This is a genomic window from Qipengyuania algicida (assembly GCF_009828025.1).
In the GTDB taxonomy this organism is placed as follows: Bacteria; Pseudomonadota; Alphaproteobacteria; order Sphingomonadales; family Sphingomonadaceae; genus Qipengyuania; species Qipengyuania algicida.
The window spans coordinates 34,374-54,218 of sequence record NZ_WTYA01000001.1 but is presented as its reverse complement, the minus strand read 5'-3'; the positions used below and the strand labels follow the sequence as shown (position 1 = coordinate 54,218).

The following is a 19,845-nucleotide window of genomic DNA, read 5'->3' as shown; positions in this document are numbered from 1 at the left end:
CCGGTGGCTCGCCCGCAGCCGGTGTCAGCGGCTTTTGTGAGGAGCCTTGGATTTGTGCTTGCCACCGGGACGCTTTGCCGCGCCACCGTCTTTCTTGAAGGGTCCACCGTTTTTCGAGCCGTCACGCTTGCCGCGCGGACGATCCTGCCCGGACGGACGCGCGCGGACCTTGTCGCCCCCGTGTTGTTGGCCTCCGTGTTTCCGGCGATTTTCGCGCGCTTCGATTCTCGGCCCCTCGGGTGCAGCCTCGATTGCGATTGCATCCTGCTCATCGTCGCCCGATGTTGGCTGTGCCAGAGCGGCGGCAAAGCGCTTGGCAACACCACGGGGTATCTGGAACCAGCTTTCATGCTGCCCGATGCGAATGGCGCCGATCTCGTTACGGGTAATCTGCCCGCGGCGGCACAACAGCGGCAACAGCCAGCGCGGCTCTGCATTCTGGCGACGACCGATGGCGATGCGGTACCAGGTCACGTCTTCGAAGCCAGGGCGATGCATCGCCTTCTGCATGGCCTTGTGGCCTTCCGGTGTATTGGGCAGCAATTCTTCAGGTTGCGGCAATCTTGCGCGATGCGCGTGCACCAGTGCGGCGGCGATGTCGTCCGCCGACATCCTACCCATCAAATCGGATGCGAGGGCGCGGTCGTCGTCTTCAAACTCGACCGGGGCGGTGAGTTGCTCCATCAATCGTTCGCGGTCCCGCTCGGCAATGGCTTCGGCGCTGGGGGCGTCGATCCAGTCGGCGGAGATGTTCGCGCTGCGCAGCAGGGTTTCGACGCGGCGACGGCGATTGAAGGGGACGATGATTGCCGCCGTTCCCTTCTTGCCGGCACGGCCGGTACGGCCCGAGCGGTGCTGCAACGCCTCGGCATCGCGCGGGATTTCCACATGGATGACGAGGCTCAGCGAGGGCAAATCGATCCCGCGCGCGGCGACGTCCGTGGCGACACACACCCGAACACGCCGGTCACGCAATGCCTGCAGAGCCTGATTGCGTTCGGATTGCGAATGCTCGCCGGAAAGTGCGACGACGCCGAAGCCGCGTTCCTGCAGCGTCGCATGGAGGTGGCGCACGTTATCACGCGTGGCGCAAAACAGGATTGCCGTCTCGGCTTCGTGAAACCGCAGGAGGTTGACGACCGCCTTTTCTATTTCGGCCGGGGCGACGGTGATCGCCTGATAGGCGATATCGCCATGGCCGCGCTTTTCGCCAGCCAGCGCCAGCCGCAAGGCATCGGTCTGGTAACGCTGCGCCAGCGCGACGATGGGCCGCGGCATGGTGGCGGAGAACAGCAACGTACGACGAGTCTCAGGCGTCGCGTCGAGGATCGCTTCGAGGTCTTCGCGGAAGCCCATGTCGAGCATCTCGTCCGCTTCGTCGAGCACTACGCCGGCAAGCTGCGACAAGTCGAGCGCGCCGCGTTCGAGATGGTCGCGCAAGCGACCGGGCGTGCCCACGACTATCGCCGGACCACTCCGCAAAGCGCGGCGTTCTTTGCTCGCATCCATGCCCCCGACGCAAGTCGCGATCTTGAGGCCGACGCCTGCGTAAAGCCAACCAAGCTCGCGGCTCACCTGCAAGGCCAGTTCGCGCGTGGGCGCAACGATCAGTGCGAGCGGATGGCTCACCAGCGGCAGCTTCGTGGTTTCGTCCAGCAGTTGTTCTGACAGCGCCAGCCCGAACGCGACCGTCTTGCCCGAGCCGGTTTGCGCCGAAACGATAAGATCGCGACCTTTGGCCTCAGGCGAAGTGACGGACGCCTGCACGGCGGTAAGGGCGGAATAGCCGCGCTCGGCCAGAGCCTGACCGAGTACGGGCGGAAGATTTTCGAACGTCATAGCACTCACGGATAATCGCGGCGCTCGCACGCGGCGGTGGGGGGCAGGAGAGGCGGTGCGACCGATTTGCCGGACGAAGTCCGGTGAGGGGGCGAGGTCGGTCGTATACCGCGCTGGAACCGCCCATAGCGCAATTTCGTGGCCAGCGCTTCAATTATTTTTTGCGAGTGCGAAATGACCGGGCTTAGGAGCCGGAAGCCTCGCTTTTCCGTAAGCGCTGTCGCATCATGCCTTCCTGCGCGACGCTGGCTACAAGTTCGCCCTCACGATTGAAGATCTGACCCCGGTTGAAGCCACGCCCGCCGCCTGACCACGGACTGTCGGTGACATAGAGCAACCATTCGTCGGCGCGCGGTTGTTTGCCCTTGGGCGAGTGGAACCAGATTGCATGGTCAAGGCTCGCGCCGACCAGTTCGCCTCGCATCCATGACAGGCCGTGGGGCAGGGCAGCGGTGCCGAGCAGGGTGTAGTCGCTGGCATAGGCGATCACCGCGCGGTGTAGCGCAGGATCGTCTGGCAGTGGCGCGACGGTCCGGAACCAGCTTTGCGCGCATGGCGGCGCGGGCTCGCGGTTCATCCAGTGGAGCGGACCGACCGAGCGCATTTCGATTGGGCGGGGCCGCAGGACAAGCGCGCGCTGCGCCTCGGTCATGCGATCACCTGCGCGCTGTACGACCTTGTGGCGTTCGGCCATGTCGCTTTCCAGCTCTTCGGGCGGCGGCACGTCGGGCGTGGCCGCGTCCTGATGCTCCAGCCCGCTTTCAGGACGTTGGAAGCTGGCCGTAAGGTTAAGGATGGCGGTGCCGTCCTGTCGCGCGACCACGCGGCGATTGGTAAAGCTGCGCCCTTCGAAATCGCAGGCGGTCGCGTACTCGGTCGCCAGCCCTTCGGTGCCGCCACGCAGGAAATAGGCATGCAAGGAATGGGCGGTAAAGCCGTCGGGCGCGTCGGCCTGAGCAGCCTGCAGCGCCTGCGCCACGATCTGGCCGCCGAAGACACGGCCCTTGCCGCCTGGCTGAGGAATACCGGTGAACAGATCATTGCCTGCAGGCACGACCGTCAAAAGGCGAACCAGTCCATCGACAAGGGCTTGTGGGCTTGGCTGTTCAATCATGGCCACAGGCTTAGCGAAATGGAGGCAAAGAAAAAGCCCCGCCCGGCGAACCGGACGGGGCGTGCCTGCAATTCAAGGTTCGATCAGCCGACGGCGTGACCCGCCAAAGCCGCGAGCAGCAGCAGCGCGACGATATTGGTGATCTTGATCATCGGATTGACCGCCGGACCGGCGGTGTCCTTGTACGGATCACCCACCGTGTCACCCGTCACCGCAGCCTTATGAGCTTCGGAGCCCTTGCCACCGTGATTGCCGTCCTCGATGTATTTCTTGGCGTTGTCCCACGCGCCGCCACCGGCGGTCATGGACAGCGCCACAAACAGCCCGCCGACGATCACGCCAAGCAGAAGCGCGCCGAGTGCGGCAAAGCCGTTTTCCTGACCCGCGATCAGTGTGACCACGAAATAGACCACGATCGGGGCGAGCACCGGCAGGAGGCTCGGCACGATCATTTCCTTGATCGCCGCCTTGGTAACGAGGTCCACCGTGCGGGCATAGTTGGGCCGCGAAGTCCCCGCCATGATCCCCGGATCGGCGGCGAACTGATCGCGCACGTCCTTGACCACATCGCCCGCCGCACGGCCGACGGCGGTCATGCCCATCGCACCGAACAGATAAGGCAGCAATGCGCCCAGCAGCAGCCCGACGATGACGTAGGGGTTCTGCAAGCCGAAATCGACCGTTAGGTTCGGGAAGAACTCTTTCAGGTCGGTGGTGTAGGCGGCGAACAGCACCAGCGCGGCAAGCCCCGCCGATCCGATCGCATAGCCCTTGGTCACGGCCTTGGTGGTGTTGCCCACGGCGTCGAGCAGGTCGGTCTTCTCACGCACGCTGTCGTCGAGACCAGCCATTTCGGCAATGCCGCCGGCATTGTCGGTCACTGGGCCATAAGCATCGAGCGCCACGACCATTCCGGCGAGCGCGAGCATTGCGGTCGCGCCGTAAGCGATGCCGATAAGACCGGCGAGCTTGTAGGCGACAATGATACCCGCAACGATCACCAGCGTGGGCAGCGCGGTCGATTCAAGGCTGATCGCCAGACCCTGGATCACGTTGGTGCCGTGGCCCGTCTCCGAAGCCTTGGCGATCGAGCGGACCGGTCTGAAATTGGTGCCGGTGTAATATTCGGTAATCCAGATGATGAGGCCGGTGATGACCAGACCCACCATCGAGCACCAGAACAGGTCCATCCCGGTGAAGGCACCGAGGCTGGTCTCACCGGTGCCGATAACCGCACCCATGTCGCCAAGAGCGGTGTTGATCGCGAAATAGATCAGCGGGATCGACAGGACCGCGGTGACAAGGAAGCCCTTGTACATAGCGCCCATGACATTCGTGCCACCGCCCAGACGCACGAAATAGGTGCCGATGATGCTGGTAACGATGCAGGCGCCACCGATCAGCAGCGGCAATGCCATCATTGGCAGCAGCAGCGCGCCGAGGCCTTTGAGCAGCAATGCCGTCAGCACCATGGTAGCGCCCACGGTCACGACATAGGTTTCGAACAAATCGGCGGCCATGCCTGCGCAGTCGCCGACGTTATCGCCGACATTGTCCGCGATCACTGCAGGGTTGCGTGGATCGTCCTCAGGAATGCCCGCTTCGACCTTGCCGACGAGGTCGGCGCCGACGTCGGCTGCCTTGGTGAAGATGCCGCCGCCCAGACGCGCGAAGATCGAAATCAGCGATGCGCCGAATGCGAGCGCGGTCAGCGCCTCGATCACGGTGCGGCTGTTCGGGGCCAGCGCCATCGGGCCGATCAGAACGTAAAAGAACACCGCAATTGCCAGCAACGCGAGCCCGGCCACCAGCATCCCGGTGATCGCACCGGCACGAAAGGCGAGGGTCAGGCCCTGTTGCAGGCCCTTCTGTGCCGCCGCTGCAGTCCGCACGTTCGACCGCACCGATATGTTCATGCCGATAAAGCCCGCTACGCCCGACAGTATCGCGCCGATCACGAAGCCGACTGCGCTGATAGGCGCGAGGAAGATTGCGACGAGGATCGCGACCACGACGCCCACAATCCCGATCGTGGTGTACTGGCGCTTGAGGTAGGCCTGTGCCCCCTCCTGAATTGCCCCGGCGATTTCTTGCATTTTTTCGTTGCCGGCGCTTTGGCTGAGCACCTGGCGGCTGGTCACGAAGCCGTAGATCACGGCGAGCAGCCCCAGCGCTATGGATATAAGGACTAGATTCACGGAGTTCTCCCCCTGGGTTTTATCGTTGAGTTTATCTCTTCGGCGCAGGATGCGCCGCTCCCAAGGGGTGCAGGGTATAATGACAGCAAGAGGGCTGACAAGGGCCGAAACGTCGCGATTCCTGGCTCTGTTGAAAGATTCTAACCGTGAACGTAGCCAAGACTGTGCTTGGAGGTCAGAAATTCACCGTCCAGCGAAATGGCTGAACCGCCTTTGGCAACAACCGCGCCGATTCGATGGGCCGGGACGGGCGGTTGCCGATCCGGCGGGAAGGTGAACAGCAACTCATAGTCATCGCCCCAGCTCAGGCATTCGCGCCGTCGGTTGGGCTCCGCAACCGGAATGGCCTGCGCATCCAGCGCCAGCGTAACGCCGCTTGCCTCGCCCATGCGCCAGCCATCCAGCAGCAAGCCATCCGAGATATCCATCATCGCGGTTGCCTCAACGGCCAGCGCCTGACCTTCGGCAAGGCGCGGGCGCGGGCGACTGTACGCGGTGTGGTCGGCTCCGTTCCTGTCTCTGAGCGCTTCGAAGCCGAGCAGGGCCTTGCCCAGTGTGCCCGTCACGAAGATGTGATCGCCGACCCTTGCGCCGCTGCGAGAGGGAACCGGGCGATGGGTTGCGCGACCGATGGCGGTGCAGCCCCAGCTGCGCGGCCCTTGCGCAGCGATGGTGTCGCCGCCGAGCAGTGGGACGCCATATTCCGCGAGCACCTCGCCAAGACCGGCAAGGAAGCGTTCGTCGCCTGCGCCGAGCGTATGGCCCAGCAGCACACCGAGCGGTTCTGCGCCCTTGGCGGCGAGGTCCGACAAGTTCACCGCCACCAGCTTCCACGCAATATCAGCCGGGTCCTGCTCGGGCAGAACGTGGACACCCTCGGCCAGCACATCGTGGGTCAGGACGAGTGCTTCGCCGCCGAATTGGAGAACCGCGGCATCGTCCGACAAGCCGCGTGCAGCCGGATTCGTGGCCAGCGCGCGCAGGGCGGCGATGAAGGCAGGTTCGTCTATCGCCCTTTCTCCGTCGCCACCGCGTCGAGGATGCCGTTGACGAATTTGGCTTCGCGGTCGTCGAAGAAGGCCTTGGCGACATCGACATATTCGCTGATTGCCGAGGCCTTCGGCACGTCGGCGCGCGCGATCAGCTCATAAGTCCCGGCGCGCAGGATCTGCAGCATAGTCTTATCGAGCCGGGCGATGGTCCAGCCCTGCGCCAGTCGCCCGGTGAGAAGCACGTCGATCTCTTCGCGCCGCGCATCGACGCCGCGCACGATATCGTCGAAGAAATCGACTTCCGCATCGGCGAATTCGATATCCTCGATTGCGGTGCTGAGACGGTGCTGGTGGAATTCATCGAGCAAGCGCGTCAGCGCGGTCTTTTCCATCTGCTGCTGGTAGAGCGCCTGGACGGCGGCGAGCCGCGCGACGGATCGGGCTTGGGAACGGGTGCTTTTGGTCACTTCAGTCTCAATTTCACGGAAAGGGCATGGGCGGGCAATCCCTCGGCTTCGGCAAGGGCGACTGCGGCGGGGCCGATCGCGGCCATCGCGCCAGCGCTCGCATCGATGAAGCTGGTGCGCTTCATGAAATCGAGCACCGACAACCCGCTGGCAAAGCGCGCGCGACGCCCGGTGGGCAAGACGTGGTTGGGCCCAGCGACATAATCGCCCACCGCTTCGGGAGTATGCTGGCCGAGAAACACGCTGCCGGCATGATCGAGCAGGTCGAACAGTGCCTGTGGGTCTTTCACGGCCAGTTCGACGTGTTCGGCGGCGAGCCGGTTGGCGATGGGGATTGAGTCTTCGATCTGATCGACAATCACGATCATCCCGTGCTGTTCCCAGCTTGCCCGCGCGGTCTTGCCGGTGGCGAGCTGCATCAGCTGGAGATCGACGTGATCTTCCACTTGCCGCGCGAACGGCAGGCTGTCGGTGATGAGGATCGATTGACTGGTGGGATCGTGTTCGGCCTGGCTCAAAAGGTCGGCGGCGATCCATTCGGGATCGTTGTCCTTGTCGGCGATGACCAGAATTTCGCTGGGTCCGGCGACCATGTCGATTCCGACAACTCCATAAAGCTGGCGCTTGGCTTCCGCGACCCACGCATTGCCGGGGCCGGTCACCACATCGACCTTGGCGATGCGATTGGTGCCATAGGCCAGCGCCCCGATAGCCTGCGCGCCGCCGATCTGCCAGATTTCCTCGATCCCGCAGAGATGCGCGGCGGCAAGCACCAGCGGATTGGCCTCGCCCTTGCGCGTGGGCGTGGTGACGACCAGCCGCTTCACTCCGGCAACCTTGGCCGGAATCGCGTTCATCAAAAGGGAGGAGGGATAGGCCGCGCGTCCGCCCGGAACATACAGGCCCGCCGCATCGACCGGACGCCAGCGCGCGCCCAGCCGCATTCCGATATCATCGGTCCAGTCGCGGTCGCGGGGCAATTGGTCCTCGTGATAGGCGCGGATGCGATCGGCGGCGAGCTGGAGTGCATCGCGCGGGCCTGCGTCGAGCGCGTCATAGGCCGCGCTGCAGGTTTCGGGCGATATCCGCCAGTCGCGGTCATCGGTCAGCGCGTGGTCGTCGAACCGCATGGTGTATTCCACCAGCGCGTCATCGCCGCGCTCGCGCACTTCGTTGAGGATCGCGGACACGTCGCGTCCGATGCCGGGATCGCTCTCGCGCCGGTCGCGCACGACGCGGCGGAAGGTTGTCTCGAAGCCTTCGTCCGATGCCTTGAGGAACTGCATCAGGCCGCCGTTTCGCTGTCGGCATTGCGCCGGAAGGCTTCGACCAGCGCGGCGACACGCGGGTCGGTCTTCATCGCGGCGCGATTGGCGATCAGCCGCGCGGAAACCTGCATGATGGTGCTGGTTTCGATCAGCCCGTTTTCAGCCAGCGTGCGCCCGCTCGACACCAGATCGACGATGCGACCCGCCAGCCCCAGTGCGGGGGCTATTTCCATCGCACCGTTCAGCTTGACGCATTCGGCCTGGATGCCGCGCGCTTCGAAATGGCGACGGGTGATGTTGGGATATTTGGTCGCGACGCGCAAATGGCTAGCCCGTGAGGGCGTGGCTGCGCCAGATTCAGGTTCGGCCACGCAAAGGCGGCAATGGCCGATCGAAAGGTCGACCGGGGCGTACAGATCGGGGTAGTCGAATTCCTCGATCACGTCCGATCCGACGATGCCGAGCTGGGCCGCGCCATGCGCGACGAAGGTCGCGACATCGAAGGCGCGCACCCGGATCAGTCGCAAGTCTTCGCGCTCACAAGCGAACGTCAGCGAACGGTTGTCCTTGTCGTGGAAGGCCGCTTCGGGCACGACGCCCGCGCGAGCCATTACGGGCAGGGCTTCGTCGAGAATCCGGCCCTTGGGAATGGCGAAGGTCAGTGGCGCGTTCATATTGGCGTGCGAGATAGCAGCAGGAGGACAAAGGGCAATGGCCGTTGCGGATGTAAAATATAACGCGATCGATCCATTGGCCACGGGCGCTGATGCCATCGTGACGGCGTTCGAGAACCAGGTCGCCTATTGCCGCGACAACGGCGCACCCAATACTGCATTGATCTGTCAGGCCTTGGCCGAGATCGTTCCGGGCGAGCGCGGCGGCACGGTGATGCTGCGGATCCGTAAATGGGCCGGCCAGCCGCTGGCCGACGCGCTGCCGCTGAGGATCGCGGGCGGCCTGCACGCGATTTACCTCAAGGGGCTGGAGCCCGAGCTCAGTCCGATTTACGAAGGCCATGCGCCGACCGATGCAGCCGAGCGCGTGGCGGACGCGCTCGAACGGCACGAAGCTTTCCTGATGCCGTGGCTCGACGGGCCGCCGCAGACCAATGAGGCGGGGCGGTCATGGGGCTTTGCTGCGGCGATGCTGTGGCTGGGCGCGAAGGGTCTGCCCCGTCAGTTCGCATTGTGGGAGCTGGGATCGAGCGCAGGCATCAATCTGATGATGCGGCGCTATAAATTCGATCTCGGCGGGGTCGAGGTCGGCCCTGAAACCTCGCGGATGCGGATTACCCCCGAATGGCATGGCGATGCACCGCCTGCGGGCGATTTCGATATCGTCGAGGCGACCGGCTGCGACGTGGCTCCGGTCGACCTGACCGATGAGGCGCAGGCGCTGCGACTCAAGGCCTATATCTGGCCCGAACTGACCGAGCGTTTCGCGCGTTTTGATGCCGCGGTAGAGGCGGTCAACCGCTTTCCGCCGGAGATCGAGCGTTGTCGCGCGGGTGACTTTGTCGAGCGCGTGCTGGCACGCGAGCCGCAGCCCGGCGTGACGCGGATGATCATGCATTCGGTCGTGTGGCAATATATCCCGCAGGAAGAGCGCGAGCGGATTACCGCGATGATCGAGGATGCCGGCAAGCAAGCGACGGCGGAGGCTCCGCTGGCATGGGTATCGCTGGAAGCCAATCGCGACACCCACCGGCACGAGCTGATGGTGCGGTACTGGCCAGGTGGTGACGAGGCGGTGAAGCTTGCCACCGCCCATCCGCATGGGAGCAAGGTGAGTTGGGAGCGATGATTTCCCGAAGCATGAGTCCGTTCGTGCTCGACAAGCTCAGCACGAACGGGCTTGGAAATCAGGCGGTGCGATCCAGAAATGAATCCATCGCCGCATTGACCTTATCCGGCGCTTCCCACGGAACGAAGTGCCCGCAGTCACGCACTTCGACGAGGGTATAGTCTCGGATGATCTGATCGAGCCCTTCGAGATTCTCGGGCGGCAGCGCGAGGTCGTCCATCGCCCAGATCACCAGCGTGGGAATCGTCAACGGGGGTAGGGCGGGCTGCTCCCACCCGTCGGGCAATTCGAACGGCGCGTCCATCGGTGGGATGTCGATGGGGCTGGCACGATACCAGTTGAGCATCGCGAAGGCGGCGTCACGGTCCTGCCATTCCTCCATCAGAGCGGCGCGTTCCTCCGGCTCCATCACATCGCCGCTGTCCCAGCTCACTTCCTGCCGAAGTATTCCGATCAGTCCTTCTTCGCGGACGAGTGCGTCGTTGGCAGGATCGCGGAAGCCGCGCATATACTGGCTCGCCTCGCGCTGGACGCGGTTTGTGTACAGCAGCTTCTGGAAAATCGCCGGATGGGGAGCGTTGGCGACGATCGCGCGCGTGACGCGACCGTTCATTTGTCCGCCCAGCGCCACACCCCAGGCGATTGCGCCGCCCCAGTCGTGGCCGACGATGGTGAAGTTTTCCACGCCCAGCGCGTCGGCGAGCAGGAAGATGTCGCCGATCAGCTTGTCTGGCGTGTAGTCCTCCAAAGCAGGCGGTTTGGACGATCCGCGATAGCCGCGCTGGTCCGGTGCGATACAGCGGAAGCGGTCTGAGAAATGAGCGATCTGGTGGCGCCAGGTGCGATGGCTTTCGGGAAAGCCGTGGAGGAAGATCAGCGCGGGTGCATCGCGCGGCCCCTCATCCACCACATCGAGTTCAATCCCGTTCGCCAGCGTAACCCGCTTCTGCTCGCCCATATCAATCCTCCGCTTGCATTTTTTCCATGTAGCCGGACGCGACCATGGCCGCGACCTGATCCAGCAATTGATCGGGCGTACGGCGCATTTCGCCCATTGCCTCTTCCATGCCGCGCGCCACCACGATCTCACGCTGGTTGAGGGCAATGGCGTCGACGATGGCCTTGGCGGCATCGGCGGGCGGAATGCCGTTGTCGATTGCCTTGTCGCTGCGCCCGCGCGCGGTGCCATCGGCGGTCAGGGCGTTGCGGCTGACCTCGGTCGCGACCGAGCCGGGGCACACGACATGCACCTCGACTCCACTCTGCGACAGCTCTGCGCGCAGCGCATCGGCATAGCCGATCAGCCCGAATTTCGCGGCGCAATAGGCGGTGCGCATCGGTACGCCGACTTTGCCCGCGATGGAGGAGATGAACACCAGTCGCCCGCTGCCGCGCGTCGCCATGTGCCCGATCAACGCCTGGCTCGCGGCGATCTGCGCGGTGAGATCGACGTCGATGATGTCGCGATAAACGTGCATCGACGTTTCGAGGGCCGGACTGCGCTGGGAAATCCCGGCATTGGCAACGAATACATCGACGCCGCCGTGCCATGCGAGTGCTTTGGATGCGGCATCCTGCAACGCATCCTCGTCCCGCACGTCGAAGGGCAGGATCAAGGTTTCCGTGTTGAGATCCCTGGCCACTTCGGCCAGTCGCTCCTCGCTGCGGCCCGAAAGGATGATCCGCGCTCCACGCGATGCCCATTCGCGGGCCAAAGCCGCGCCGATGCCGCTGGAAGCGCCCGTGATCCAGACTGTCTTTTGCTCGAAACTCATGGGTAGCTCACCGTTTTTGGAACTTCAGGAAGGGGGATGAATTCGTCGTCGCCCGGGACCATGTCAAACCGGCCTTCGCGCCAGTCGCGTTTGGCCTGATTGATCCGCTCTCTGTCCGAACTGACGAAGTTCCACCACACATGGCGCTTGGTGGCGAAGGCTTCACCGCCCATCAGCATGACCCGTCCGCCATTTTCGGAAGTCAGCGTCATGGCATCGCCGGGCTTGAGCAGGGTCAGTTCGTACAGACCGAGCGGTGTGCCATCGATAGTCGCTTCGCCGCCCACCAGCATAACCGCGCGCTCGTCCGCCTCGGCGTCGACCGGAATCGCGCCGCCTGCGGCCAGCATGATCTCAGCATAGATCGTGTCGGCATAGGTAGTAGTGGGTGCGCGGTGGCCCCATAGTTCCCCCATGATCACCCTGGCCTTAGCGCAGCCATCCTCGACTATCGGTAGATCATCCACTGCCTCGAACGCGGGGTCGATCTCTTCGCGTCCGTCGGGCAGCGCCAGCCATGTCTGCATTCCATAAAGCTTCGGACCGGTAACGCGCTCGGTCTGGGGGCTGCGCTCCGAATGCACGATGCCGCTCCCGGCGGTCATCAGATTGACCTGTCCGGGACGGATGGTGGCGAAGCTTCCGATACTGTCGCGATGGTCTATCGCCCCTTCGAACAGCCATGTGACTGTTGCGAGATTGATATGAGGATGCGGCCGCACATCCATCCCCTTACCCAAATCGAGCTGCGCAGGGCCGAATTGGTCGACGAAAATAAACGGCCCGACCATCGCCAGATCGCGAGATGGGATCGCTCGGCGGACCTGAAACTGGCCGAGGTCATGGGTAACGGGGGTAACGGTCAGTTCGATGCTCATGTGTTTTCGAGCTCCGGATAGTGGCGGAAAATCCCATCGGTGTTGAACGCGATCCGTCGGTCGGATGCGCAATAGGCCTTGATCCCGTCAAGCTCGGCCACGGCATCATGGCACGCGACAAGCGACGGATAATCGCCTTCAACCTCGGCCATGCGCTGCGGAAACATATAGCGCAAACCTTCAACCAGCTGGAACAGAGAGGTATCGACGTGGCTCCATTTTGCGCCCAGCACGAACGGCCCCGAATTGGCGGACAGGGCATCCTCGAAATAGCCAAGAAACTTCGGGATGCGCTCTTCTCGAAAATGCCTCGCCGCGTCGGCGGCAGCGTGCTTCTGATCATCGTAGTAGAGACTGCCCGCAAGCGGATGATGCACGTTGTGGACCTCGGCTGCGACATCGCTGACGGTCAATTGCAGCATGATCAGCTCAAGGTCGCGATCCAAGTCGCCGGCGCCAAAGCCATGACGCTCGCCCAGCCATGCGAGGATGTGAGCGACCTGCCCAAGCGTCAGGCTGCCATCGTCGACATAGGGCGGGGCGAAAGGCCTGATGCCGGGCCGCTTGTCCATATCGGCAAGCAGTGCTTCCACACCGTCTTCTCGGGCGCGGTCACGATAGGGCACGCCCGCGGCTTCCAGCGCCAGTCGCACGAATTCGCCGCGACCTTGAATATTCGGCCAATACCAGAGGTGGTATGGTTTCTTGCTCATGGTGTTGGTGCCGAAGCCTGAATGGCCAGCGCATGGACGCGCTCACCCGGGATGTCGCCCAGCGCCTTGTTGACCATGCGCTGGCGCTCCAGACGGTTCTTGTCGGCGAAGGCGGGCGCTTCGATGACCACGGTGAAGTGCGATTCGCCGCTGCCATCGTCGCCGGCATGGCCGTGATGGCGCGCGCTGTCGTTGATGACTTCCAGTCGCGTGGGGGAAAATGCATCGGCCAACAGCCGCTCCATTTCCTGCTGGACGGGTCCTGTCATGCGGTCATTCTCCTTCTTTGCCCTTCACTAACGCGGTTTCCCTCCCCATCCTAATGCGAATGCGCCCGACAAAGTTTCATGGCCGGTATGAATCCCAAGGCAGACGATGCATGCACCCCAGTTGCAACGAACCGGGAGAATTCCGTGCTCCGGGCAGCAATGGCAGCAGCTTCGACGGACCGGGCGACTGGCGCTGGTTTTGCCTGGAACATGTGCGCGAATTCAATTCCGGCTACGATTGGTTCGAGGGTATGAGCGCCGAGGAAATCTATCACGCGCAGGCGCCCGGAGCGGGCTGGCGCACCGAAAGTCCCAGCTTCCGGTCCACGGCAGGCGTGGACGGCATGCCGCGTTGGGCCGACTTCGACGATCCGCTCGACGCGATTTCCGCTCGTGCTCGCGGGATCAAGAACCGCACCCAGCGCGAAGCAGAAATAGCGATGGAAGGCCGCTTCAGCCGAGAGGAGGCCAGCGCGCTGGAAGTCATGGGGCTGGGCAGCGATACCGACCGCAGGAAGCTGCGGCGGCGCTACTCTGAGCTGGTGCGACGCTACCACCCCGATCGCAATGGCGGGGACCGCAGCCATGAGGCGCGGCTGACGCGCGTGGTCGAAGCGTACCAACTGCTGCGCAAGAGCAACGCGATCGGGTAATCCTTTCGCATTGCCGCAGCCCAATTTCCTTCCTGCTCAACCGCCCATCATGGCTTGCCAGCGGGCACCGCTTTCGGCTCCATAGATCCTCGCGGCATCCTCACCTGAATAGAACGTATCGAACGCCTCCGCGCCTTCCGGCAGGACGACCCACGATTGCTTGGTGGCGGTGAAGATATGCACGTCGGGCGGGCAGGCGTCGGGATTGTCGAGGGTCCCGACCCGGATGAAACCAGCCTTTTCGCCAGCGCCGCCAAAATGGCTCCACAAGGCGACCTTGCAACTGGGGCAGTGCAGCACCGTCTGACCTTTGCCGCTGGCAGAGGGTAGATCGGTCCGCTCGGGCGCTTCGCCCAGCAGTTCGATCCGGTCTGTTTCGATCACGGCGTTGAGCGCGAAGGCCGCACCACTCTCGCGCTGACACCAGCTGCAATGGCAACAGTGTACGATGATCGGATCGGTTTGCAGCCGATAGCGAACCTTGCCGCAGTCGCAGCCGCCCTCATGTGTCGTCATGTTATGTTCCTGTTTAAATAGGGTCGGAACAATACAGGAACAAATTGTGAGGTCAATCGCGATCGGGTGCGCCCAGAGGGAAATAGTGGCGATAGGGTCGAGCATCGTCGACACACCGCGCAACGGCTGGCAGCGCGAGAATTTCCGCGCGCAACGAGGCGACACGGAGACAGTCCGCGGGAATGCGCTCGATCCAGTCGGCGTAGAAAAGTGACGGCGCCGCCGCGCAGGTTACGAGGCTGACATGCGGTGGCAGGCTGTTGTTCGACAGCCAATTTTCAAGCCAGCCATAGCTGCGCAAAAGGCCGTCCTTGCCCGCTTTGACCTGCATTGGATCGGGCGATTGAGCGTCGGCGATATAGGCGTTCACCACCAGCTGGCCAACATTCATCACGTAATTGTCGAAGAACCGATCCATCATCCGTGCGACCACGGCTTCGCCCGGATCGGCGGGGATCAGCGCTGCCGTGCCGGGATGATGGACAGCGAGATATTCGACGATTGCGGTCGCCTCGAAGACTTCAGTCTTGCCATCGATCAGCACCGGGAACTTGCCTGCCGGATGGGCCTTGGCGATGAACTCGTCTCCCGGCATGATTTCTCGGAATTCGAACTCTGTCCCATTGGCATAGAGCGGGATCAGTGCCTTCCATGTGTAAGAAGAGAACGGATGTCCGTAGAGTGTGAGCATCACCATGTGCCTACTGTCATCTTGCGCTGCCGCTCCATTTCTCTCGCGCTGGTGGCAGGGGCGGGCGCGAAATCGGGTAGCGGTGGTATGGCACCTCCCCGTTCATAGGTTGCGATGATCGTGCCCTTCCCGGTTACGCGATGAAATGTCATTCGCAACGCTGCGGGCACGGTTCCGTCGCCAAACAGCCGTTTGCCCTTGCCGATAATGACCGGATAGATCAGCAGCGTCAGCTCGTCGATCAGACCTTCGGCGAGCAGGGCGGGGTACAGCGTGCTGGATCCCTGGATGATGAGATCCGGGCCATCGCCCTGCCTGAGTTTCGCGACATCCTCGATATTCGACAGGCGATGGGTGTTCTCCCAATCGAGCGAGGACCCGCCGCGCGTCAGGACATATTTGCTGGCCTTGGTGAAAGCCTCGCCCATCGCCGCTTCCTCGCCTTCGACATAGGGCCAGTAGGCGGCGAAGATGTCATATGTTCGGCGGCCGAGCAGCAGATCGTACTCGCGCCCGAACAGCGCGCCGAGCGTGTCTTCCACGCCGTCGTCCCACATGCGGAAGAGCCAGCCGCCTTCGTCGAAGCCGACGGTTGTGTCTTCGCTTGGCCCGCCGGGTGCTTGAACCACCCCGTCGAGCGAGATGAAAGAAGCGGCGATGATCTTGCGTGTCATATCAGCGCCTTTCGTGCTGCGTTTTGTCAGCTTCGCCGTCGAACCACAGCAAGGTGGCGAGCTTGCCGTCAGTCATCCTGCTTCTCCGCGATCAGCTGCATGTCGATTGCCTTGGCCGCCTTGTAGGCATCGCGGGTGCGAACGCGCTCGGCATAAGCGGTGAAGCTGGCGCGTTCGGGCATCGAACCGAAACTCAGACCCCAGTCGACCTGGCTGCCGACATAGACGTCCGCCATGGTGAAGCGGTCGCCGCAGACGAAATCGCGGTTCGAGAGCATCCCGTCGAAAACGTCCATCGCTCGTTCGTAACTGCCGAAGCCGAGCATTCCCTGCTTCTGCGGATCGTCGACGCTCCAGCCCATCGCACGGCTGGTAACGGCCTGCTCGACTGGCCCTGCGGCGAAGAACAGGTAGCGGAAATAATCCGCCTTCTCCTCCTTGCGCGGGAGCAGGTCGTTCGCGGTCATTTCCGCGAGGTAATGGCAGATCGCGGCGCATTCGGTGATGGTGTGGTCATGGCCGCCGTGGTGGTGGACCAGCGTGGGCACCTTGGCCATCGGATTGGTAGCGACGAATTCGGAGGGTTTGTCCGCCCAATCGACCAGCACGGTATCGTAATCCGCACCTGCTTCATGCAGCGCCCAGCGCACGATCTGCCCGCGGCTCATCGGATTGGTGTAGAACGTGTATTCCGCCATTGCTTGTCCCCTCACTTGCGCGGGCCGACGAGGCCGATCGACGCGCCTTGCGGATCATGCGCGTAAACACTGTATTCGCCGCCCGGAATTTGCTGCGGTTCGCCGAGCAGCTGACCGCCGCTATCGGTCACTGCCTTGCAGGCGCGATCGATATCATCGACTCCGACGAAATACTGCCAGCGCGATCCTTCGCCGCCCGGTTGCGCCTTGCCGATGGCGCCGATCCCGCCGCCGTTTTGCTGGATAAACAGATAATCGCCCATCGCCCCCATCGGCATTGCACCCTCCTGCGTCCAGCCGAAGAGGCCGGTATAGAGTGAAACGGCGGCATCCTGATCGGTGGTCCACAGCTCGTTCCAGCGGAAATGCTGCGCCTTTTCGTAGTCGAACACGTCGCTTTTCGCGTCCGGATCGTCCGGCGGTGGAGAGGGGGCCATGAGATAGAATACCGCGCCTTGCGGATCGGCGACCATCGCCATCCGCCCGACGCCCTCCATATCGACCGGCGGCATTTGCACCGATCCGCCCGCCTTGCCCAGCGTAGCTATCGCGGCATCGACATCCGGCACATGGATATAGCCCAGCCAGCCAGCCCGTGCGCCGTTGTCGCACATCTCGCGCGTCAGGTTCAGCACCCCACCGGCAAAGCCTCCGTCGGAGCGGGTGATCATGCGATAATCCATATCGGAATCGCCGCTTGGCTGTGCGGCGATGTCCCAACCCACCACGGATTTGTAGAACGCGCTCGCGCCGTCGGCATCGGTGGTCATCAGCTCGTACCAGATGAACGCACCGCGATCGTCATTGTCCGCCATGTCACGCCTCTTTCTGAACGATGACTTCGAAGCCGCCCATGATCATACGCTTGCCATCGAATGGCATATCGCTGCCATCGGGCGCGCCGAATGTTTCCATGCGCGGGTCGGTCATCATTTTTTCGTGCGCCGCGTCGGCAGTGGCCTTGTCGGGCCAGCTCATCCAGCTGAACACGACCTTTTCGCCGGCCTTGAGATCGACAGCGCGACGAAAATCGGTGTGCTTGCCATCCTTCACGTCCGCTTCCCAAGCTTCGACGTGTCCGATGCAGCCATAGTCGCGCGCAATCGGCCAGAATTTCTCCGCCACCTCACGGTAGGCATCCTTGTTTTCAGCCGGGACGGGTACGATGAAACCATTCACATACATGGCAAGTCTCCCTCAATCCTTGTTGTCTGGCCTTGTTGTCCGGATGGCAGTCGAACGCGCCGAGCTGGTCGGTCAAGGCGCATCTTATACCAAACTCGCGACTCGCCGCGTGCCCTCAGCCTTGATTGTGATGACAGCTTGAGTTACCAAAGGCAACAATGAAGTTACTAAAAGAAACTAAAGCATCCAATCTCCATGGTCGCTGGTACGCCGATGCTTGTGGGACGGCTTTTGCGATGGAGCTTGTGGGCGAGCGTTGGTCGCTGCTTATCGTGAGGGAGCTGATGCTCGGTGCGCGGCGGTTTTCCGACCTTCGGGCAAGCCTGCCCGGAATTTCCGCCAAGGTGCTGACCGAAAGGCTGGGTACTCTGGCGGAGGCGGGCGTGCTGATCCGCAAGACCTTGCCGCCACCAGCGGCCTCGCGCGTCTACGAACTGACCGAGTGGGGCTATGCCGCTGAGCCTGCGATCCAGGAACTGGGGCGATGGGCGGCGCAATCGGCTGGGCATAATCCGATGCTACCGCTCTCGCCGGTTTCGTTGATGCTGTCGCTGCGGACGATGTTCGATCCCGCCAAGGCTGCCGGTATGCGTGCGCGGATCGGTTTCGTTCTCGCCGGAGAGGCCTTCCTCGCTGAGATGGCGGACGGAAAGCTGCCAATTCGGCGTGTTGACGAACCAAAGGGTGAGGCGATCTTCCATGCGCCAGAGGCACCCGTTCTGGCCGGGATATTCTACGCCAAATTGCCGATGGAGGAACTGGAAGATGAGGGCGCGCTGCGCATTGAGGGCGACCGGGACCTTGCGCTGCGCTTTGCCGATATTTTCGAACTGCCCGCCAAGCTGATCCGCATTTGATGGCTTTGCAACGCCGCAGATATTTCCCGTTTTTATAACGATTCAGCCAGAATTTCCGGTTATTCTCGAAGTTGGAGGTCGCCTTCCCGTACCATCCCGGACAGGGATTGGGCTGGGGGTGTTAAGGACGTTGGATCTACTGATGGCGAGTACAATGAACGAAGGTCAGGCTGCGCTGTCTTTCCTCAAGAAAAACAGTCTCGAACCGACTCCAGCGAATTATCGTCTCGCTTATCATTATGTGACCGAGACGAATCCTGCCGTGGTGCGCGCTGTCGATGAATTTGCCGCTGACGGAATGCGGCTGACTCAGGAAGAGGCGGATAGAATCGCAGAGAGTACGGGCTACCGTTCGCGTGGCGATCAGGCGCTGGAAGCGTCGCGCCATCAGGAACGGGAAACGGCCCGCGTCGTCGCCTCTATCGTTGAAGCGGCCATGGCAACCTCACGCATCACGCAGGACTTCGGGCGCGATCTGGCGCAACAAGGCGCAGCTATCCGAGAAAATCCGACCGCCGATCAGCTTGCGGAGAGCCTGCGTACCATTCTCATGCGTACCGACCAGGCCGAGCGCGATCTCAATGCGGCGAGCGCAGATGTGGCCAAGCTGCGCGAGGAGCTCGAACTGACGAAGCGCAAAGCCGAAACCGACGATCTGACCGGGCTCAGCAACCGCCGGGCGATCCGCAACGTCCTCGATGCCCTCGATTCCCAAGGCGCGGACTATTCCGTCGCGATCATCGATATCGACCATTTCAAGGCCATCAACGACGATTACGGTCACGATGTCGGCGATCGCGCCTTGCGGCACGTGGCGCGCTGCCTTTCGGAAACACTGGCAAATTGCGACGTTGCTCGCTGGGGTGGGGAAGAGTTTCTCGTTCTCTCGCAGGATCCAGCGGCCGAGGCGCTGGGCAAGATCGTCGACAACGCGCGGCTAGCGCTGGCCAAGTCCCAATTCACCCTGCGTGCCAATGATCCGCCGATGCGCGCGATGACGTTCTCCGCAGGTGTCAGCGGCAAATCGGACAACGCCGACAGTACGATCCGTATCGCGGATTTGCGTGCCTATGACGCCAAGCGCGCGGGGCGCAACATGGTGATTGTCGACGCGGGATAGTGCAGATTGACGACCGGCAATCGCATATGAACAGTCGAACCGACCAGCCGCGCTGTCCGGCCCTTTCGGGGCCTGAGCACGTCCGGTCTGGAGTGATCCGCTGTCCGCAGCGGCGGCTTGGCTAACCGCCAGCGT

General features: G+C 62.7%; 22 protein-coding genes. 4 read left to right on the top strand and 18 right to left on the bottom strand.

The window, feature by feature from the left end:
* Positions 1–24: 24 nt before the first annotated feature.
* From GRI58_RS00325 to hisG, 7 genes are all read right to left on the bottom strand, one after another.
* Positions 25–1,839: a DEAD/DEAH box helicase gene (locus GRI58_RS00325; protein ID WP_160751953.1), complete on the bottom strand. Its 1,815-nt coding sequence runs from the start codon at positions 1,837–1,839 to the stop codon at positions 25–27.
* Between the two features lie 184 nt (positions 1,840–2,023).
* Positions 2,024–2,953 carry an acyl-CoA thioesterase gene (locus tag GRI58_RS00320; RefSeq protein ID WP_160751575.1) on the bottom strand — a complete coding sequence of 310 codons (930 nt, stop codon included), beginning with the start codon at positions 2,951–2,953 and terminating at the stop codon, positions 2,024–2,026.
* 83 nt (positions 2,954–3,036) lie between these two features.
* Positions 3,037–5,151, bottom strand: coding sequence for a sodium-translocating pyrophosphatase (locus tag GRI58_RS00315; RefSeq protein ID WP_160751574.1), 2,115 nt, complete (start codon positions 5,149–5,151; stop codon positions 3,037–3,039).
* Between the two features lie 140 nt (positions 5,152–5,291).
* Positions 5,292–6,161: a thiamine-phosphate kinase gene (thiL, locus tag GRI58_RS00310; RefSeq protein ID WP_419957012.1), complete on the bottom strand. Its 870-nt coding sequence runs from the start codon at positions 6,159–6,161 to the stop codon at positions 5,292–5,294.
* A complete protein-coding gene (nusB, locus tag GRI58_RS00305; RefSeq protein WP_160751573.1) occupies positions 6,158–6,610 on the bottom strand; it encodes a transcription antitermination factor NusB in 453 nt (150 codons plus the stop codon). The genes thiL and nusB overlap by 4 nt, the downstream gene beginning before the upstream one ends.
* Positions 6,607–7,896, bottom strand: coding sequence for a histidinol dehydrogenase (gene hisD, locus GRI58_RS00300; protein ID WP_160751572.1), 1,290 nt, complete (start codon positions 7,894–7,896; stop codon positions 6,607–6,609). The genes nusB and hisD overlap by 4 nt, the downstream gene beginning before the upstream one ends.
* Positions 7,896–8,552 (bottom strand): ATP phosphoribosyltransferase, encoded by a 657-nt coding sequence (gene hisG, locus GRI58_RS00295; RefSeq protein WP_160751571.1) that lies wholly within the window; start codon positions 8,550–8,552, stop codon positions 7,896–7,898. Before hisG ends, hisD begins: the two co-directional genes overlap by 1 nt.
* Positions 8,553–8,589: 37 nt before the next feature.
* Here hisG and GRI58_RS00290 point away from each other — a divergent pair, with 37 nt between their 5' ends.
* Positions 8,590–9,681, top strand: a complete 1,092-nt coding sequence (locus GRI58_RS00290) for a DUF2332 domain-containing protein (RefSeq protein ID WP_160751570.1) — start codon at positions 8,590–8,592, stop codon at positions 9,679–9,681.
* A 58-nt stretch (positions 9,682–9,739) separates the two neighbouring features.
* On the opposite strand, the gene GRI58_RS00285 is transcribed toward GRI58_RS00290, so the two are convergent.
* Genes GRI58_RS00285 through GRI58_RS00265 form a run of 5 tightly spaced genes read right to left on the bottom strand, consistent with a single transcriptional unit; the run spans position 9,740 to position 13,316 of the window.
* Complete coding sequence (locus GRI58_RS00285; RefSeq protein ID WP_160751569.1) at positions 9,740–10,639, bottom strand: alpha/beta fold hydrolase; 900 nt, start codon at positions 10,637–10,639, stop codon at positions 9,740–9,742.
* A gap of 1 nt (position 10,640) precedes the next feature.
* A complete protein-coding gene (locus GRI58_RS00280; RefSeq protein WP_160751568.1) occupies positions 10,641–11,456 on the bottom strand; it encodes an SDR family NAD(P)-dependent oxidoreductase in 816 nt (271 codons plus the stop codon).
* Positions 11,453–12,334 (bottom strand): pirin family protein, encoded by an 882-nt coding sequence (locus GRI58_RS00275; protein WP_160751567.1) that lies wholly within the window; start codon positions 12,332–12,334, stop codon positions 11,453–11,455. The genes GRI58_RS00280 and GRI58_RS00275 overlap by 4 nt, the downstream gene beginning before the upstream one ends.
* The gene (locus GRI58_RS00270; RefSeq protein WP_160751566.1) at positions 12,331–13,047 is read right to left on the bottom strand and encodes a glutathione S-transferase; all 717 of its coding nucleotides are present in this window, start codon (positions 13,045–13,047) and stop codon (positions 12,331–12,333) included. Before GRI58_RS00270 ends, GRI58_RS00275 begins: the two co-directional genes overlap by 4 nt.
* Positions 13,044–13,316 carry a BolA family protein gene (locus tag GRI58_RS00265; RefSeq protein ID WP_160751565.1) on the bottom strand — a complete coding sequence of 91 codons (273 nt, stop codon included), beginning with the start codon at positions 13,314–13,316 and terminating at the stop codon, positions 13,044–13,046. Before GRI58_RS00265 ends, GRI58_RS00270 begins: the two co-directional genes overlap by 4 nt.
* 59 nt (positions 13,317–13,375) lie before the next feature.
* Between GRI58_RS00265 and GRI58_RS00260 the strand changes: the two genes are divergently transcribed.
* Entirely contained in the window at positions 13,376–13,969 is a 594-nt protein-coding gene (locus tag GRI58_RS00260; RefSeq protein WP_160751951.1) for a J domain-containing protein, read from the top strand.
* A gap of 36 nt (positions 13,970–14,005) precedes the next feature.
* On the opposite strand, the gene GRI58_RS00255 is transcribed toward GRI58_RS00260, so the two are convergent.
* The 6 genes from GRI58_RS00255 to GRI58_RS00230 form a co-directional block, all read right to left on the bottom strand.
* The gene (locus GRI58_RS00255) at positions 14,006–14,485 is read right to left on the bottom strand and encodes a GFA family protein (RefSeq protein WP_160751564.1); all 480 of its coding nucleotides are present in this window, start codon (positions 14,483–14,485) and stop codon (positions 14,006–14,008) included.
* A gap of 52 nt (positions 14,486–14,537) precedes the next feature.
* Positions 14,538–15,176, bottom strand: a complete 639-nt coding sequence (locus tag GRI58_RS00250) for a glutathione S-transferase family protein (protein WP_202386719.1) — start codon at positions 15,174–15,176, stop codon at positions 14,538–14,540.
* Positions 15,176–15,850, bottom strand: coding sequence for a dihydrofolate reductase family protein (locus GRI58_RS00245; RefSeq protein WP_160751563.1), 675 nt, complete (start codon positions 15,848–15,850; stop codon positions 15,176–15,178). The genes GRI58_RS00250 and GRI58_RS00245 overlap by 1 nt, the downstream gene beginning before the upstream one ends.
* A 68-nt stretch (positions 15,851–15,918) precedes the next feature.
* The gene (locus tag GRI58_RS00240) at positions 15,919–16,548 is read right to left on the bottom strand and encodes a glutathione S-transferase family protein (protein ID WP_160751562.1); all 630 of its coding nucleotides are present in this window, start codon (positions 16,546–16,548) and stop codon (positions 15,919–15,921) included.
* A gap of 11 nt (positions 16,549–16,559) precedes the next feature.
* Positions 16,560–17,363: a VOC family protein gene (locus GRI58_RS00235; protein ID WP_160751561.1), complete on the bottom strand. Its 804-nt coding sequence runs from the start codon at positions 17,361–17,363 to the stop codon at positions 16,560–16,562.
* Position 17,364: 1 nt separating this feature from the next.
* Entirely contained in the window at positions 17,365–17,733 is a 369-nt protein-coding gene (locus GRI58_RS00230) for a DUF1428 domain-containing protein (protein WP_160751560.1), read from the bottom strand.
* 158 nt (positions 17,734–17,891) lie between these two features.
* On the opposite strand from GRI58_RS00230, the gene GRI58_RS00225 reads away from it, so the two are divergent.
* A complete protein-coding gene (locus tag GRI58_RS00225) occupies positions 17,892–18,590 on the top strand; it encodes a winged helix-turn-helix transcriptional regulator (protein ID WP_160751559.1) in 699 nt (232 codons plus the stop codon).
* 154 nt (positions 18,591–18,744) lie between these two features.
* Positions 18,745–19,710, top strand: a complete 966-nt coding sequence (locus tag GRI58_RS00220; RefSeq protein WP_160751558.1) for a GGDEF domain-containing protein — start codon at positions 18,745–18,747, stop codon at positions 19,708–19,710.
* The last annotated feature ends 135 nt before the right edge of the window (positions 19,711–19,845 follow it).